At 61.2% G+C, this 15684-nt stretch carries 12 protein-coding genes; 2 read left to right on the top strand and 10 right to left on the bottom strand.

The features are described from left to right. Nucleotides 1-371: 371 nt before the first annotated feature. Entirely contained in the window at nt 372-1859 is a 1488-nt protein-coding gene (locus ACTQ0H_RS02490; RefSeq protein WP_441063024.1) for an ATP-binding cassette domain-containing protein, read from the bottom strand. A gap of 391 nt (nt 1860-2250) precedes the next feature. On the opposite strand from ACTQ0H_RS02490, the gene ACTQ0H_RS02485 reads away from it, so the two are divergent. Beyond that, nucleotides 2251-3309: a tyrosine-type recombinase/integrase gene (locus ACTQ0H_RS02485; protein ID WP_441537777.1), complete on the top strand. Its 1059-nt coding sequence runs from the start codon at nt 2251-2253 to the stop codon at nt 3307-3309. A gap of 15 nt (nt 3310-3324) precedes the next feature. On the opposite strand, the gene ACTQ0H_RS02480 is transcribed toward ACTQ0H_RS02485, so the two are convergent. From ACTQ0H_RS02480 to tgt, 6 genes are all read right to left on the bottom strand, one after another. Beyond that, nucleotides 3325-3804: a hypothetical protein gene (locus ACTQ0H_RS02480; RefSeq protein ID WP_441032094.1), complete on the bottom strand. Its 480-nt coding sequence runs from the start codon at nt 3802-3804 to the stop codon at nt 3325-3327. Continuing rightward, complete coding sequence (locus ACTQ0H_RS02475) at nt 3788-5371, bottom strand: hypothetical protein (protein ID WP_441032092.1); 1584 nt, start codon at nt 5369-5371, stop codon at nt 3788-3790. The genes ACTQ0H_RS02480 and ACTQ0H_RS02475 overlap by 17 nt, the downstream gene beginning before the upstream one ends. After that, a complete protein-coding gene (locus ACTQ0H_RS02470) occupies nt 5364-8084 on the bottom strand; it encodes a tyrosine-type recombinase/integrase (RefSeq protein ID WP_441537776.1) in 2721 nt (906 codons plus the stop codon). Before ACTQ0H_RS02470 ends, ACTQ0H_RS02475 begins: the two co-directional genes overlap by 8 nt. Then, nucleotides 8068-8727 carry a tyrosine-type recombinase/integrase gene (locus tag ACTQ0H_RS02465; protein ID WP_441547733.1) on the bottom strand — a complete coding sequence of 220 codons (660 nt, stop codon included), beginning with the start codon at nt 8725-8727 and terminating at the stop codon, nt 8068-8070. The genes ACTQ0H_RS02470 and ACTQ0H_RS02465 overlap by 17 nt, the downstream gene beginning before the upstream one ends. 60 nt (nt 8728-8787) lie before the next feature. After that, nucleotides 8788-9228 carry a hypothetical protein gene (locus tag ACTQ0H_RS02460; protein WP_441064235.1) on the bottom strand — a complete coding sequence of 147 codons (441 nt, stop codon included), beginning with the start codon at nt 9226-9228 and terminating at the stop codon, nt 8788-8790. 265 nt (nt 9229-9493) lie between these two features. Beyond that, a complete protein-coding gene (tgt, locus tag ACTQ0H_RS02455) occupies nt 9494-10633 on the bottom strand; it encodes a tRNA guanosine(34) transglycosylase Tgt (RefSeq protein WP_441041950.1) in 1140 nt (379 codons plus the stop codon). Between the two features lie 233 nt (nt 10634-10866). Here tgt and ACTQ0H_RS02450 point away from each other — a divergent pair, with 233 nt between their 5' ends. After that, nucleotides 10867-12639, top strand: coding sequence for a hypothetical protein (locus ACTQ0H_RS02450; RefSeq protein ID WP_441537775.1), 1773 nt, complete (start codon nt 10867-10869; stop codon nt 12637-12639). Between the two features lie 399 nt (nt 12640-13038). Here ACTQ0H_RS02450 and queA read toward each other — a convergent pair whose 3' ends face one another. The 3 genes from queA to ACTQ0H_RS02435 all read right to left on the bottom strand — a co-directional run bounded on the left by queA (nt 13039) and on the right by ACTQ0H_RS02435 (nt 15595). Next, nucleotides 13039-14250 (bottom strand): tRNA preQ1(34) S-adenosylmethionine ribosyltransferase-isomerase QueA, encoded by a 1212-nt coding sequence (gene queA, locus ACTQ0H_RS02445; RefSeq protein WP_441537812.1) that lies wholly within the window; start codon nt 14248-14250, stop codon nt 13039-13041. A 70-nt stretch (nt 14251-14320) separates the two neighbouring features. Beyond that, nucleotides 14321-14896 carry an epoxyqueuosine reductase QueH gene (locus ACTQ0H_RS02440; protein ID WP_441014868.1) on the bottom strand — a complete coding sequence of 192 codons (576 nt, stop codon included), beginning with the start codon at nt 14894-14896 and terminating at the stop codon, nt 14321-14323. Nucleotides 14897-15025: 129 nt separating this feature from the next. Continuing rightward, nucleotides 15026-15595, bottom strand: coding sequence for a DUF3267 domain-containing protein (locus ACTQ0H_RS02435; RefSeq protein ID WP_427719827.1), 570 nt, complete (start codon nt 15593-15595; stop codon nt 15026-15028). Between the last annotated feature and the right edge of the window lie 89 nt (nt 15596-15684).

Here is a 15684-nt window from a genome sequence, read left to right as displayed (position 1 = left end):
ACCCACGTTTTATTATGTAATGGCTTAGTGTTATTGAAGACTTATTTACTCACTGTAATCATGTTAGCACACCGACCAAGGGTTTCTATGAGTCCTTATTTGTTTGTCCGTGCTAGATATTTGACGGTGACTTTGATGGGACTTTCATCTTGGTGTCGAACTCCACGACTCTGTCATCACCTTTAAGCCACTTGCAACCACAGGATAACAATAGTCGCTGTCATCACGAGCAAACCGCTTGCGTCCACCCTTTGGCAATAGTCGCTGTCGTCACGAGCAAGCCGCTTGCGACTACCCACGCGGAGTTAAACAATAATTGCAAACTGAAGCTGCAAATCCACCCGACAAGGCTCTTTTATAAAACCCATTGTTTAGACGACCAGCAATCTCATCAGGCTCTCACCTTGAATAGTTTCCCAGCCAATCTGCGTGACTGCCTCCGACAGCTGTCTATCATGCGTAACCAACAGTAACGCGCCAGAGAAACCGCTCAGCATCTCCTGCAGCGCCTCAATAGAACCCACATCAAGATGATTCGTCGGCTCGTCGAGTACGAGGAGGTTGGGATTCGTAACAAGCTGTTCAGCAAGCATGAGTTTGCGGAGTTCGCCAGGACTCAAATCGTCGCCATCGAGCAGTTTGTCAGGGTCGGAGTTCAACCGCGCCACGATGGAGAGGATGCGACCTTTCGTCTCCTGGTCCTGGTCTCGGAGATGCCTCAGTGCTCGCTCGCGTTCCTCTGGCCCGACGTCCTGGGGAACGTACGCAACTTTGACATTATCAGGAACAGATTCGATGACGCTTCGTACCACCAGGCTCTTTCCCGTTCCGTTCGCACCGGTCAACACCACGTGATCCGTTGGCGAGATCCAGAGCTCCGGCACATCTATCGAGAACTCGCCAGCAGACAGTCGCGATGCCTCCAAGTGCGCCACGCAACTTGAGCGCGCAGCGACGCCGAACTCGCCGATACGATGGTCGTATCTTTTCGAGACGGTTTTCTCAGAAAGCTCTGCCTCGGCCTTTGCGAGCCGCCCGCTCATTTTGGACGAGAGCTTCCCTGCAACGCCGTCCTTTCCAGAGACTATGGCGCGTCCGATCTTCTCCCGAGCGTCGCTGTCTTTTTTGCTCAAGCCGCGCTTGCTTCGCTTGCCCTTCTGACGTGCCGCCTCTTCGCTCCTGCGCTGGGCTTCTGCCTTCAGGCGCTTAGCTTCACGAGAGGCTTGCTCGCGATCCCTCATCGCAGAGGCGCGTTCGCTCGCCGCCTGGTCGCTTGCCTTCGAGTACCCGCCGGGGCGCATGGTCCAACGCGCGCCCTCGCACATGAGGCTCTGGCCCACAAGGCCGTCGAGCAGATCCCTATCGTGCGAGATGAGGATGCCGATGCCGCCGAACGAAGCCAGCGCCTCCTTCACGATGTCGCGCGTGGCGGCATCGAGGTCGTTGGTCGGCTCGTCCATGATGAGGACATCCGGTTGTGCATAGAGGGCGCATGCGATCTGGATCCGCTTCTGCTGACCGCCCGAGAGCGTGTCGTAGCGCCAGAACCAGTCGTCTTCGATGCGGAGCAGCGCCCTTGCCCGTTGCGCCTCCTTGCCCCAATCCGATGCGAGATCAAAGAGCTTGTCTGGCTCTTGGGTCGAGTCTTGCTCGCAATACGACGCGAACAGATTCGGGCTCACCGTCCCGGAATCGGGTGTAATAACGCGGGCGGCGATACGGGCGAGCGTGCTCTTCCCGCATCCGTTGTCGCCGATGATGCCCGTCCATCCCGTCGGGAACGTGGCGCTGACGTCTTCGATGGCTGGCGATGCCGTACCGGGGTAGGTATAGCTGATGTGAGTGAGATTCAGTTGCATGGCGAGCTCCTTTGAGAGGAGGTCGCGCAGGGGCCAGGCACGCGATGTATGGATTCGGAACGAGAAGGCACTGAAGCGATGCGGCACCCTGAAGCGCGACCGGATGTACAGAATGGTCGTATGGGGTACCCGAAACGGGCATCGCTAGTTCTTCATCTAACCTGACCTAACTCGAAGCGGCGCTTGCCAAAGGCCCCGCTGGATGATTGATATCTAGGATTATAGCATGGTGATTTCCCTTGGCTCGTCGCTTCACCCAAGTGCTGATTGGTGCTGAGAGCGGAGAGACTGCGTGGCACTGCTCCCTCTAGCTGGCGCCTGATGCTGGAAAGCATCACACAGAAACGCCTGCCCTTCCCGCAACCCGCCAGAGCATGGCCGAAGGCGGCGGTTGGCACTGCAGCCCCCTCCCGTGTTATCTTTATTGAAGATAATTAAGAAGGTGGTGCACGATGTGCAGAACATACCCGGGAACGGAAACGAAACACAGAACCAACTCATAACAGCGACGCAGCAGCCCTCGAGTCCCGTGGCCCTGAGCGCAGACGTCGAGATGCTGCTCGAGCGCTTTTTAGTCGAGGCCGAGCTGGCCGAGACCACGAAGGAGACCTACCGCAGGACCCTGAGGGGCTTCTTCGCGTGGAAGGAGGAGCGAGGGATCACAGACCTCGCCAGGGGAGACATCCTCGCCTACAAGCAGGACATGCTGGCGAGGGTGCGGCCCTCGACGGCGAGCACCTACCTCACCGCGGTCAAGAGCCTGTTCAAATGGCTCGAGTCCGTGAGAGCCTACCCGAACGTGGCCGCGGACATAAAGACGGTCAAGCTAGTGGGCAACATCCACCGCAAGGACGCGCTGACGCCGGCGCAGGCCAAGCGTGTGCTCCAGGTGCTGAAGGGCGACACGCTGCAGGCCAAGCGCGACTTCGCGCTGGTGAACCTGCTCATCAGAGTCGGCTTACGCTCGGTGGAGGTCACGCGAGGCCGTCTGGGTGATTTGCGCAACAGGGGCGATCAGACGATTCTGCTCGTCCAGGGCAAGGGCAGGGTCGAGAAGGACGCGCTCGTGGTGCTGACCGATGCGACTCTAGGACCCATTTACGACTACCTGGCAGCGCGCAGGTGCGAGGGGCGCGAGGTCGTCGGGGAGGACTCGCCGCTGTTCGCCAGCCTCTCCAACAAAACATATGGGAAGCCGCTGTCCACGCGCAGCATACGGCAGATTGCGAAGGAGGCCCTGCGCGCGGCGGGGCTCGACAGCGAGAGGCTCACGACCCACAGCTTCCGGCACAGCGCGGTGACGTTCGCGTTGCTGGGGGGCGCCAGCCTGCAGCAGGCCCAGGCGCTCGCAAGGCACACGAACCTGACGACCACGATGGTCTATGCCCACAACGTCGACCGCGTGAGCCAAGCTCCGGAGCGTTTTGTCGACGGCCTCCTCGACGACTAGGAGGCCGGGGCCGCGTCATGCGAGGGGAATGCCCGAGAGGTCGCTCCCCAGCACCTCCAGGTACTCCAGCAGCTGCTGGTACTTGCCTCGGAGCAGCAGGAGCTGTCGCTGGAGCTCCGCGTTCTCCTCCTTCAGCTTCCTCGATTGCTTCCTGCTCTTGTCGAGGGCGATATCGAGGTCCTGCAGGCGCGACTGCGCCCTCTGGAGCTCCCTTGACAGCCTGGTTATCTCGGCGTCCTTGTTCAGCTCGAGGTTCCCTTTCTGGCTTACCTTTGCGAGCGGCCTGAACTGGCAGACCTGGTTCTTCGCCAGGAGCTCCTTGACGTGCTGCTGGCTGAACGTCCCCGAGCTCAGCCCCGTTAGCGCCATGAGCTCCTTCTTGGTGACGATGCGGTGGTCCTCTTCGATTTCGTCGATGGCTCCCTGGATGAGGGCCAGCGTCTTCTCCCTCTTCGCCGCGTACATCCTCTGCATGTTCTCACTGGGCTGCTTCATCAGAGACCTCCAGGTCCTCGCCGCTAATCGCGTTCAGCACGCGCTGGATCAGCGTCTTGTATGCGTCTATCCAAACACCGCAGAGCTCCGCGAAGACATCGTTGCCACAACTTAGAGCCTTCTCCTGCTTGCTGCGCCAGTCGTCGAGCTCGCTTTGATAGTAGTCGAGGTCGCCGGCGTCGGGGACGAGGTAGCTGCAGCGGAGGCACCTCGACCTGTCGGCGCTGCAGCCCCTTGCGTCCGAGCACAGGCCGATCCTGTGGACCCTCTTGGCGAAGGGCTTCGACAGGATCCTGTCGAAGCGGGCAGGGTCGTCTGTGTTGATGATCCTGCCCCTGAACACGACGGGGTCGTCCTTGCGCAGGTCCTTGACGGAAGTGTGGGTATAGCTCTGCTCGATCATCTTGGTGTTGTGGTGGGCGGTGAGCGGCAGCAGGTCGATGGCGCGGAAGAGGCCCGAGTTCATGCGGTCGCTGACGGCGTTGTGGCGGAACTGGTGCGTCGTCGGGGAGTAGGGCTCGCCGTGCTCGTCGACGATTCCCCTGCACTTGCAGAGCCGCGAGAAGAAGCGGTTGCAGCTTCCAAGGTTCTTCGGCTTGAATGCCGACCCGTGAGTCCTATAGCATCTCTCCCCCGTCTTCGGGTCCCTTATGAGCCTGTAGGCCCGCGAGGTGAAAAGCCACCTTGCATTCTCGCCGAGGTGCGCCAGCACCTCGTCCCTCTGGGCTGCCACCAGGTCGACGAGGAGCTTCCCCATGCCCTCGTACCTGACCTCGATCAGCTTGATGTCGCTCGGGACGTAGGGTCCCGACTGCTTGAAGGACGGGATCGTCAGGGTGTAGGTGTCCGCGTCGAGCCGCTTCAGGCACCTGACCGTCATGCTGAGGACCTCGGTGGCGCGGTTGGGGATCAGGCGCAGCATCCAGTAGATGCACCTGTAGACCAGCGGGATGCCGTCTTTCATGAAGATGACGTCGAGCTGGCCGGCCACCTCGTCGGGGATGTACTTGTCCTCCTTCTTGACGTAGGCGGGGGCCCTCTCCAGCACGAACCTCTGCATGGCGGAGCTGATGTCGGTGAACCCCGACTCCCTCGCGAATGCCTCGAGAGCGTGCCAGTAATGCAGGCGCTTTCTCAGGGTGGTCTTCCGCTCTCCCGAGAAGAGGTAGGCATAGAAGGAGGCGAGCGCCTCCGGCGGGGCTTCTGCGAAGCTCTTGCAATCGTCGGGGATGAAGTCTGCGCAGTGCTTGATGGACATGCAGATGTCTGAGCTGATGGCAGCGGGGTCCCGCCCCTTCACGAGCCTCGTCAGCGCCCATCTCTTGGCCTCCTTCTTGAGGTGTTCGTTCGAGATACCCGTGAAATATATGTTGCGCGAGCTCGGTTTGACGTTCTTGTCGGGCTTCACCTTGTCGGCTTGCCAGACGTCGTCGCTGAAGCTCGAGGCAGAGCAGTAGTCTGAGAGCATCTTGGCCGCCTGCTCGTCGGTGACGGACACGGCGTTGGAGAGGACGACCGGCTCGAGGGCCGCGGACCCGGATGTGGGGAAGAGCAGGCTGTCAGGCATGTTGCGTTCCCTCCTCAATGGCGTCGAGCACGGCCCTGTAGCGCTCGTTCAAGGCCCTCTCCTGCGCGTACTCGGTGTAGCCCTCGTACTCGTCCATCGGGATGTCCAGCTCCGCGTACTTGGCCTCGAACTGCGCCAGCAGCCTCGACGAGTCCTCGCAGAGCTCTTCCCAGCGCCCCTGGAAGGCCCTTCCCGTGCACAGTTTGGGGCAGGACGCGCAGCTGATGTTGCCGAGGTCGGCGCACCTGCCCTCCGAGGGGTGTTTGGAGCACACGCCCAGCTCCACGTTGCGGCGGTTGGTGCAGAAGTCGACGTAGAGCCAGCGGCGCTCCTCCTCCGTGTACAGGTCGAGCCTGCCGCTCTCGATCAGGAGGTTGAACTTCTGCTGGAAGAACTCGCTGTTCAGCTCTGCGAGCCTCCTCATCCTCACCTCGGCGTAGACGCGCTCGGTGGTTCTGTAGTCGACGTGGCCGAGCTGCTTTTGCACGTCTGTAAGCGTGGCACCCGACGTGATGAGCTCGACGGCGACCGTCTTGCGCGTCTGCCTGGAGCAAAACGTGTCGTAACTCTCGTCGATCGACTGCATGCCGTACCGCTCGAGCAGCCTGTTGATCGCTCCGTTGAAGGTCGTCGCGGGGAACTCGGTCTTAACCCCGTTGGTGATGCAGAAGAAGAGCGTCTCGACCCCGTACATCTCCCTGAGGGCGGAGGTCTCCTCGATGTAGGCCTCGATCTCGCCGTGCAGCTCTGGCGAGATGACGGCGAAGATCTTGTCGCCGAGGCGCCGCTTGATCCTGGATGCCGCGGTCTTGGGGGACCTCGCCCTCACCTGCGGCATGCCGCTGGCGGGGTCCTCGGCCGTGATGTCCTCGACGCGGATGCTCTTGATATCGGAGAGGCGCCACCCGGTCTCCATCGCGAGCTTGAGCATCAGCTTGCAGGCGCTCGACCCAAGCTCGTCGACGTGCTCCTCGAGGAACACCAGGATGTCCTCGGGGATATCCGGGGTCGCCCTCGAGTAGTCAGAGCCGCTCCTGACCGTCAGGTTCGCGGTCGGGTCCGTGTCAAGGCGCCCGCGAGCGACGAGGTGCCGGAAGAACCTCCTGCAGCTGGTCAGATGATGCTTGAGCGTGCCGGGTGCATAGCCATCCTTGCTCATATGCGAGAGCGCGGCGAGGACATGCAGCTCGCCCACGTCCTCTGGGCAGGTGATGCCGTATTCGCCGACGAGGAAGGAGAGCACGGTTAGCAGATCGGCCATCGCAGCCGGGATGCGCGCCAACGCGCGATGGTCAGAGCTCGCGCGCTGGCATGCATCCTGGTAGAGGAACCTCAGATACTCCCTCGCATCCTGCTGGAACAAACCCGTCCCGTCCAGCACGGAGAAGTCGAGCCGCCTGCCTGAGAACGTCTCCCCCTTGGGAAAGTAGAACCACACCTCCGACTTGTCGCTGGCCACCTCGTCGGCGTTGCCGTCGAACATGAACCTGCGCAGGCCGGCGATCTTGTTCTCCAGGTGCTCGTCAAAAGCGTTTGCGAGGGTGGGGGTCTGCCGCACCTTCTTGAACGCCGCGAACTTCCTCACGTCCTCGTCTTCCAAATGCTCCTTGAAGTCGCGACGGAATCTGTGGAGGGGCAAGATCGGCCCCCTCGGAGAGTCGGGGGCCAGGTACCTGCCGGCGAAGAACGCATCGTATGCGCCCAGGAGCTCCTCGAAGCTGACGCCGCCTGGCAGTTCCGGTGCCGGCAACTGGGAGTCACCTGCGACAAGCAGTCCAGCAGGGACGGAGCTCTTGTCAACCCGCACAGCTTTCTCGTCGTAATAGGCGCGTTCCTCCGCGCTGAGATCTAGGAATTCATATACGGCGGTCCGGTTAGAGGTCGTAGCGTACGCAGCGTACGTGTAGGGCAACATCTCCCTAGCGATTACTTCATGCAGCCTGCGATAGTCCCACCGCTTGCCGTGCCCCCTCGCTTTGCGCTTTCGGCACCTCCCGACAGGGCGCCAGGAGAACCCGAAGATGTACGCGGTCAGGCGCGGGTAGGTGAAGTGTCGGTAGTTGCGATCGGACAGCCCCGAGGCATACTTCTCTGCCATGTCGCGCACATACGCCGCGAACTCCTCCTCGCCGACCTCTTCGACAACGCAGTTGTCAAACCACTGCAAGAAGTTATTGCGGGAAAGGCTGCAGTACTTCTCGATAAACTCCCTGCGGATTTCGACGAGGGGTTCACGTCGTCTGACGGCCTCGACGGCGCGGTCCCCGATCTGCACCGGGAAGCGGTGATAGGTGTAGAAGCGCTCCATGTACGTCTCGCCAAAGATACGTATCAGGGGGTTAACGCAGTCCCTGACCTGGTAGGTCAACCCGGTTATCACCTTGCAGAGCTTCTTTATGCCGGGCTTTTCCCAGGCTTCCTCGTCCTCGTGCATGGAGACGAGCACGTCGAGGAAGTAGTCGCTCAGCTCCTCCTCCGAGAACATGGAGGTCAGGGCAAGACGACACAGGGTCCCATAGCTATATGTCCCCTTCAGCGACTCCTCCAAGCCCTCGCAGGAGGGCAGCGGCGTGCGCGACTCCACGCAGGCGGCCAAGGCAGCAAAGTCGCTCACCGTCGCCGTGTCTGCGACATGGGTGTAGTTGTTGCTGCGCTTCGCACCCCCGGAGTTGTCCCTGATGTGCTCGAGCGCCTCCTCAGGTTGCCTGATCATCGGCGCGCCTCTGTTCCTTGGCTGCTTCGAGCCTCTTCCAGTTCTCGACGGCGGTCACCCTGTCCTGCCTGTTCTTGTAGGGCTCGGCAGACTCCATGCTCTTCCAGCCCATGATGTCGAGTATCTGGTTGTCGGTAAGGGAGGCGGGGTCGAGGGCCTGCTGCCTGAGGAGCTCCTCCATCTTCGTGCTCCTGCCGGAGTGGGTGCGCACCTTGGCGGGGTCGAGGCCGGCGCGCTTGGCGGCGCGCTTGATGATCTCGAGCGCGTTGTGGTAGGCCATCGGCTTGCCGAAGCTGCCCTCGCGCTCGCGCAGGTTGAGGAAGATCTCGGTCGGTATGAGCGACCTTGAATCGATCAGCTTCCCCTCGACGGCGCTGCGCTCGTTGTAGAGGTACTCCTCCAGCAGTCGCCGCGAGCGCTCCGACAAGACGCAGACGCGCCCCTCGCCCTCGCGCCTTCCCTTGCTGCGGAAAAGCTTCAAGGTGCCCTCGTCTGCGCGGTAGAGGTCGATCTGGGCGGAGAGGATCTCGTCGATGCGAAGGCCGTCGAGCGAGAGGGAGAAGACCGCCTTGTCGCGGTAGGTGCGGAAGTTGCTGAGGATTGCGTCGACCTGCTCGTCCGTGTACCACTTCTCGTAGTCCACAGGAGGCTTTCCGCTGGCGAAGGACGTCTCGGCGACATAGCGCGGCGACGTGGTCACGATTCACTGGCCGTAGAGGAAGGAGTGCGGGTTCTCCCCGCTTCGCTCCTCTGCGACCTCCATCTTGATGTCTTTGCCCTGGGAGCGCAGGAAGGTGTAGAAGCTGGCCACGACCGTGTAGTAGCCCCTGACGGTGAAGCCGGACCTCTTTCCCTCCACTGCGCCGACGAACGGGATGACGTTTCCGAACTGCAGGAAGCGCAAGAAGCCGGCGAGGTGCTTGGCGGTCGCGTCGGCGTAGCCGATGTGCCAGCAGTCCTGCAGGTAGTTGAGGTACTTGCACAGCTTGTAGGCGTACTGCCTCGCCGTCTGGGGCGAGCCCATGCTCATCTTGTGGAGGAACTTGTTGGCCCAGAAGGGGTAGGCGTCCGGATGGTTGATGATCCAGCCGTCCATCGTTCCCCCGTCGGCCTTCGGGTAGAGGCATTTTTCAACGGCAAACATTTTTTGTCACCTGAACAAACATCAATTCACTGGATAACGCTTAGTTAAACATCACAATAAGTGCTCGACCTATCAACGACTAAAAATAAATCTTAGTATCTGAAATACATAATAAAATGGTAGATGCATCAAACGCTTGCAAGGCATCGGTCAGAGGTCGTGCAACCGATGCCGACGCATGCGATGCCCGGCGCCGGTTACGCACGGTCGATTGGCACGCAGCCTCGACACCGCGCGAGCGCCCCCGTAAGCGCACCCGCAGCTCTTAGTAATCCACTGCCGCGGGGCTGTTCATCCAGTCGCTCACGAACGCACCGTAGTGGCCCTCGATAATGGCCTGGCGGGCACGCTGCATAAGGTTGAGCAGGTAGTAGATGTTGTGCATCGAAAGCAAAATGCCGCCGAGCATCTCCTTCTGCGTGACCATGTGGCGAATGAGCGCACGGCTGTAGCCGCCCGTGCACACCGGGCAGGTGCAGGTGGGATCGATGGGGCCGTCGTCGTGCGCAAAGCGGGCATTGCGGAAGTTAAGGCGACCCTCGCTCGAGAACGCCGTCCCCATGCGGCCGGTGCGCGTCGGCAGCACGCAGTCGAACATGTCGATGCCCACGCCTACACCACGCACGAGCGTCGTCGGGTTGCCGACGCCCATCAGGTAGCGCGGCTTATGTTTGGGCATGTACTCGCTCGCGAGCGGTGCCAGCGTCTCAAACATGGTCTCGTGGTCCTCGCCCACCGAGTAGCCGCCAATGCCGTAACCGGGGAAGTCACCGCACTCCTCCAGATGGCGCAGCGAACGCAGGCGCAGGTCCAGATGCATGCCACCCTGAACGATGCCAAAGAGCGCCTGGTCGTCGCGGGTATGAGCTTTATAGCAGCGCTCGGCCCACATACTCGACAGCTCAACGGCGCGCTCAACGTAGGCGCGCGTGGCGGGATAGCCCGGGCACTGGTCGAGCTGCATGCAGATGTCGGAGCCGAGCTTCATGGCGATTTCCATGTTGTCCTCGGGCGTCCAGAACACGTGGCGGCCGTCGTAGTCGTTGACGATAAAGCGCACGCCCTCGTCGGTGAGCTTGACGGCGTCGTTGTGGCTGAACACCTGGAAACCGCCGGAATCAGTGAGGATGGGGCCATGCCAGTTCATAAACTTGTGCAGACCACCCAACTCGGCGATGGTGTCCTCGCCGGGACGCATGGACAGGTGATAGGTATTGGCGAGCACGATCTGGGCGCCGAGCTGCTTGACAGTCTCGGTAGGAATGCCCTTGACGTTTGCCTTGGTGCCCACGGGCATAAAGATCGGCGTCTCGATGTCGCCGTGCGGAGTGTGCAGCACGCCGGCACGCGCATGCGTCGTCGGATCCTCGGCGATCAGGTCGAATTTAAATAGGCTCTGGTCCATAAACTGGAACTCCTTGGTTGCGGTTCATACGCAAACCATTATAAAGACCGCGGCAGGTGAACGGCATAACGTCTTTCGGAGAAGGGAATGTCAAGCGCAAACTGAATAGAGCGGCCGAATTTTTGCTATCCAAGCGAGCCATCGAACACGTTTTGAAACTTTGCTGCGGCGCGCGGGATGCCGGCGCGAGACTTTATCATAGGGTGACAATCAACGATGAGGAGCACATGCCTATGACAGACGAGCTGGACCCCCAGACTCAGCAGCATATTGATGATTCCGCAGACGCCGTCGACGACTGCAGCACTCCTACCTGCGTCGCCGCTTCCGTCGATGCATCCGCCGAAGATGCGCACGCCGGTGCGGATAAGGCAACAGACACAGGCGATACTGTCGAGCATGACGAAGGCGAGCAACCGGAGTCGAACGACGCCGAGCCCGACGCGGACCCCGCGCCACAGGCGGCAGGCCCCATCGAGGTATCTTCGGAAGAAGAGCTCGATGCCGTCATGGACTCCATGATGGATGCCGTCAAAGCAATGAAAGACGCCGTGGCCGACGCCGATGTGGACGCCGAAGAAGAGAAGGCCGCCGAGGCCGCATCGACCTTCGTGCCTGGCGAGACCCCCGTTGCCGACCAAGGCAGCACCGTACCTTCGTTCTTACAGCTCGAGCACCCTACAATTGGCGCAGATGCAGTTGACCCGCACACTGCCGGATTTTCCGTGATCGAGGGTGGCACCGGCAATATCGCCACGTCGCAGGCGCCCGATGCGGGTACGGCCGACGCCGGTCACCCGACCGCTCCACACGCCCCTGCAGCCAGCCGCGATCTGGGAACCGCCGTCTCAAATACAGCAAACGCCGTAGGCACTTTTATCGCCCAGGGCGCCTCTGCCATGCGCGAGATGAACGCCGCAAAGAAGGCGCTCGCGGACGCTCGTGCCCACCTGGCCGAACTTGATCAGCGCATTTCCGATCAGACCGAGGAGCTCGAGACGCGCCAGGATATCGCAGGGCGTTACGACCAGATTGTCGCCGACCAGCGCCACGCTATCGACACGGCACAAAAGGCCGCCGCGGCGGCAGAAATCGGCCGCGATACCCATGCCGCCAAGACAACAGAGCTCAAAGCGCAGCTCGAACAAATAAAAGAAGAGGACGACGCCACCGAGCGGCGTCTCAAAGCCGCACTCGATGCCGTAGAGGCTCGCGAGGCGAGTTCGCGCGAGACCGGTAACCGCCTCGTACGACGTCTCGAGGATTCCAAGCGCATCCGCGACAAGGTACAGGCCGAGCGCGACGCCGGCGTTGCCGCAGCGCAGCAAACCGTCGACGCCACGCGTGCTCAACTCGAAACGTTGCGCCGTGAGTATGCCGAGCTGCAGCGCAATCCCTCGGCAAATCCCGCCAACTATACGGTGCGCACCAGCGAGCTTTCGATGCAGATCTCCGACACGGCTGATGCCCTGCGCAAAGCCGAGGAAGATGTCCCGCGCATCACCGCCGATCTTGAGCACTCGCTCGCAGCCGCCGAGCACGCCGTCGAGCAGGCGCAAGCCCCCATCGCCGACGCCAAGCGCGCCCATCAGGCCGTGACGGCCGAGGCCGATGCCGCGCGCGACGAGCTGCAGACCGCAAAGGCGGCCGCTGCAACGCGCCAGCGCGAATTACGCGAGAAGATCGTCACCGAGGACAAAGCGCGTCAAGAGCAAGAGCAGGCTATCGCCAATGCCCAGGCGGACGTCGCGCATGCGCAGTCGATCATCGAGCAGGCGACCGAGGTGCACAACCATCCCGAGATCACCGAATCGCTCGCGGGCTCCCTGGCTCGCGATAAGGACGAGCGTGCCGAAACCGAGCGCGAAGTGGCTCAGCTCGAAGCCGCCGAGAACGACGTGCGCGAGCGCACCCGTGACTCACGCGTCAAATTCACCGGCGCAATCGTCTGCATTGTCACCGTAATCCTCGTGATCGTCCTAATCTGGCTGTTCGCGAGCAAGTAAACCAGCTGCCAAAAAACACTCACCGCAACGTTTTGATTGGTGCAAAGGGGCCAGGCTACTTTGCACCAACTTGGTGCATATAAAGCAGTCCCCATTGCACCAACAACGTTTGCCCAGATAAAACCTGCCAAAATAAACCTGTCCCTTTTTGGCAGGTTGAACCACGGCAACGCCAATGTTTTGGCGAAGTCAGCGAAAACCCGCCAGAACGGCAATCTCTTGACAACCAAAGAAATGCCGATGTTTTGCCAGCGACAGCGAGCGGGTCGCATTTGAGGCAAGGTGACGTGAAACGAAAGGGCGCTGACCTTCTGGTCGCGCCCTTGAAGTTGAACGTCAGATTGTCCAAATGCGGCCCGCGCAGCGTCGAGCAGTTACGCGGTTCGTAGAACCGCGTAACTAACAAATGAGCATGGCGTCGCCAAAGCTGAAGAAGCGGTAGCGCTGCTCGATAGCGGCGGCGTAGGCATCCATGATCTGATCGCGGCTAGCAAGTGCGCTCACGAGCATCATGAGTGTGGAGCGCGGAACATGGAAGTTAGTGATCAGCGCGTCGACCACGTGATAGGTCGAGCCGGGCATGAGGTAGAGCTGCGTCGTCGCGTTCTCGCGCGCCACGATGTCACCACGGCCGAGCGTGTCGGCCCCGTCCTTACGGCCCTCAAAATAGCGCGCCGTCACAGCCGGATCGGACACCGGCGCGTCCGCGTCAAACGCACTCTCGAGCGAGCGGACTGCGGTGGTACCGACAGCAATCACGCGATGCCCCTCGGCCTTAGCCTTATGCACGGCGTCGACAACCTCCTGCGACACGTGATAGCGCTCGGTGTGCATCACGTGCTGCGTGGGGTCGTCCTCCTCCACCAGACGGAAGGTATCGATGCCCACCTCGAGCTCGACAGCGGCAAACTTCGCACCCTTGGCCTCGATAGCGGCCATGAGCTCGGGAGTAAAGTGCAGGCCCGCCGTGGGAGCGGCAGCTGAGTGCTCCTCCTTCATGGCGTAAACGGTCTGGTACTTCTCGGGATCGCCCTCGTAATCGGTAATGTAGGGCGGCAGCGGCACGTGGCCGGCAGCATGGATAGCCTCATCGAGCGTGCGCGGCTCGCCGGCGGCATTGCAACCGGCCGGCTCAAAACGCACCAGGCGACCGCCGCGGCTATCGGTGACAAAGTCGACGACCTCGGCCGTCAGCACCACGGGAGCACCCTCGGGCGCATGGGCACCACCGGCGCGATACTCAATCTGAGCGCCGGGCTTTAAGCGCTTGCCCGGCTTGACCAAGCACTCCCAAACGTGACCCAGCGGATCCACGTCCTCGCGGCGCTTGAGCAGCAGCGTTTCGACCACGCCGCCCGAGCCTGTCTTGCGACCGATAAGACGGGCCGGCATCACACGCGTCTGGTTGATGACGAGCACGTCACCCGGCTCGATATAGTCGATGATGTCGCGAAAGATGCGGTGCTCGACGGTGCCACCATGCTCCAGCGGCGTCCCCGCCTGGGAGCCCTTGCGGTCCACCACCAGCAGGCGGCAGGAGTCGCGCGGCTCGGCAGGAGCCTGGGCAATCAGTTCCTCAGGAAGGTTGTAGTCAAAATCATCGGTACGCATAGACACGTCGAATACTCCTTATATAGCTAAAATCCGCTCTACATCCTAGCAGGCTGCCAGCCCAAAAGGACTACTTTTTGGACGCTTTGCGCTCGTCGCGGATGCGGGCGCGGTCCATGGCCGCCTCGACGGCCGAGAATCGGCAGCCGCAATAGTTCTGCCGATACATGCCCAGCTCGCGCGAACGACGCGTGGCCTCGGGATAATACGGGCGAAAATCGCGAATCACCGGGGTGAGACCATGTGCCGCCGCCAAGCGCTCCAACACATCGTTGCAGGTGTCGAACAACTGATACGGCGAGACGGCGAGCGTCGTGCCCACAAACTCAAACCCGCACTCCTGGGCCACACGGCATGCCTCGGCCAGGCGCAGGGCATAGCACGCACGACAGCGACGGGGTCGATCGGCGCCCAGCGGGGCCACGCCGGCCTCCCAGCGCTCGCGGTCCTCCCCCGCCTCGATGAGCTCGATGTCGCCATCGGCACACCACCGGCGCAGCTCGTCCAAGCGGCGCTGCCATTCATCGCGTGGCTGAATATTGGGGTTGGTCCAGCAAATCGTGGGCTCAAACCCCTCCTCACGCAGCAGACGAACCGGCTCAAGCGAGCACGGCGCACAGCACGCATGCAGCAGCAGCGGCTTCATGGACATCTCCTCCCAATCTTTGCCCAGGGTAGTCTTTTTGGGACGGGGCTATTTTGACTACTTTTAACGTCAAGCAGTCAAAAATACCCATCTCCAAAAAGTAGTCAAAATAGCCCCGTCCCAAAAAGACTACTGACCAAAAAAGCGCACGCCAAAGGACGTGTCCTCGCAGGCGACAATGCGGCGGTCGCGCAAAATGGTCCGCACGTAATACCAGTCGCCCACACAGCCCGACAAATGCAAGCCGGCCGCCAGGTAGCACAGCAGCGGATAGCCCGAAAACGCAAACCCCAGGGTAAACGCTGTCGTCACGACAACCGTCGGCGCCAGACAAACTGCCATGTACCGCCGGCGCGAATACACAACGCCCTCGGCGCAGGCATAGATCATGCATGTCTCGAGGTTCGCCCCAAAGGTCACCTGCGCGCCCGCAGGAGCCAGCAGCTTAAAGAACACGCCGTGCACCAACTCGTGCACGGCAAATGACGCCGCCGAAACCGCAGCCAAGCCGACTATCCAGCCTAAGACAGCCGTCCAGCCACCCGCGTCAGCCGCATCCAAGTCCGCGGGCCCACCCAGCAGCATAAACACCGGCACCAGGCACACGGCAAATGCGCCAAGCACGGCCATCCCCCACACAAAGCAAGCGTGCAGGAAATCCTCGTCTTCAAACGCATGTATGTTGGAAATCTCATTCATAGCATCTTAGGATAGCGCCCCTGCCACGTACCCGTCCGCATGTGCGATAATGTCGAACGATATGCACGAATTGACCACCGCGTCGCCGA

Origin of the sequence: Collinsella sp. LCP21S3_A3 (assembly GCF_052118905.1) — a bacterium.
In the GTDB taxonomy this organism is placed as follows: domain Bacteria; phylum Actinomycetota; class Coriobacteriia; order Coriobacteriales; family Coriobacteriaceae; genus Collinsella.
This window is presented reverse-complemented; position numbering and strand designations above follow the sequence as displayed.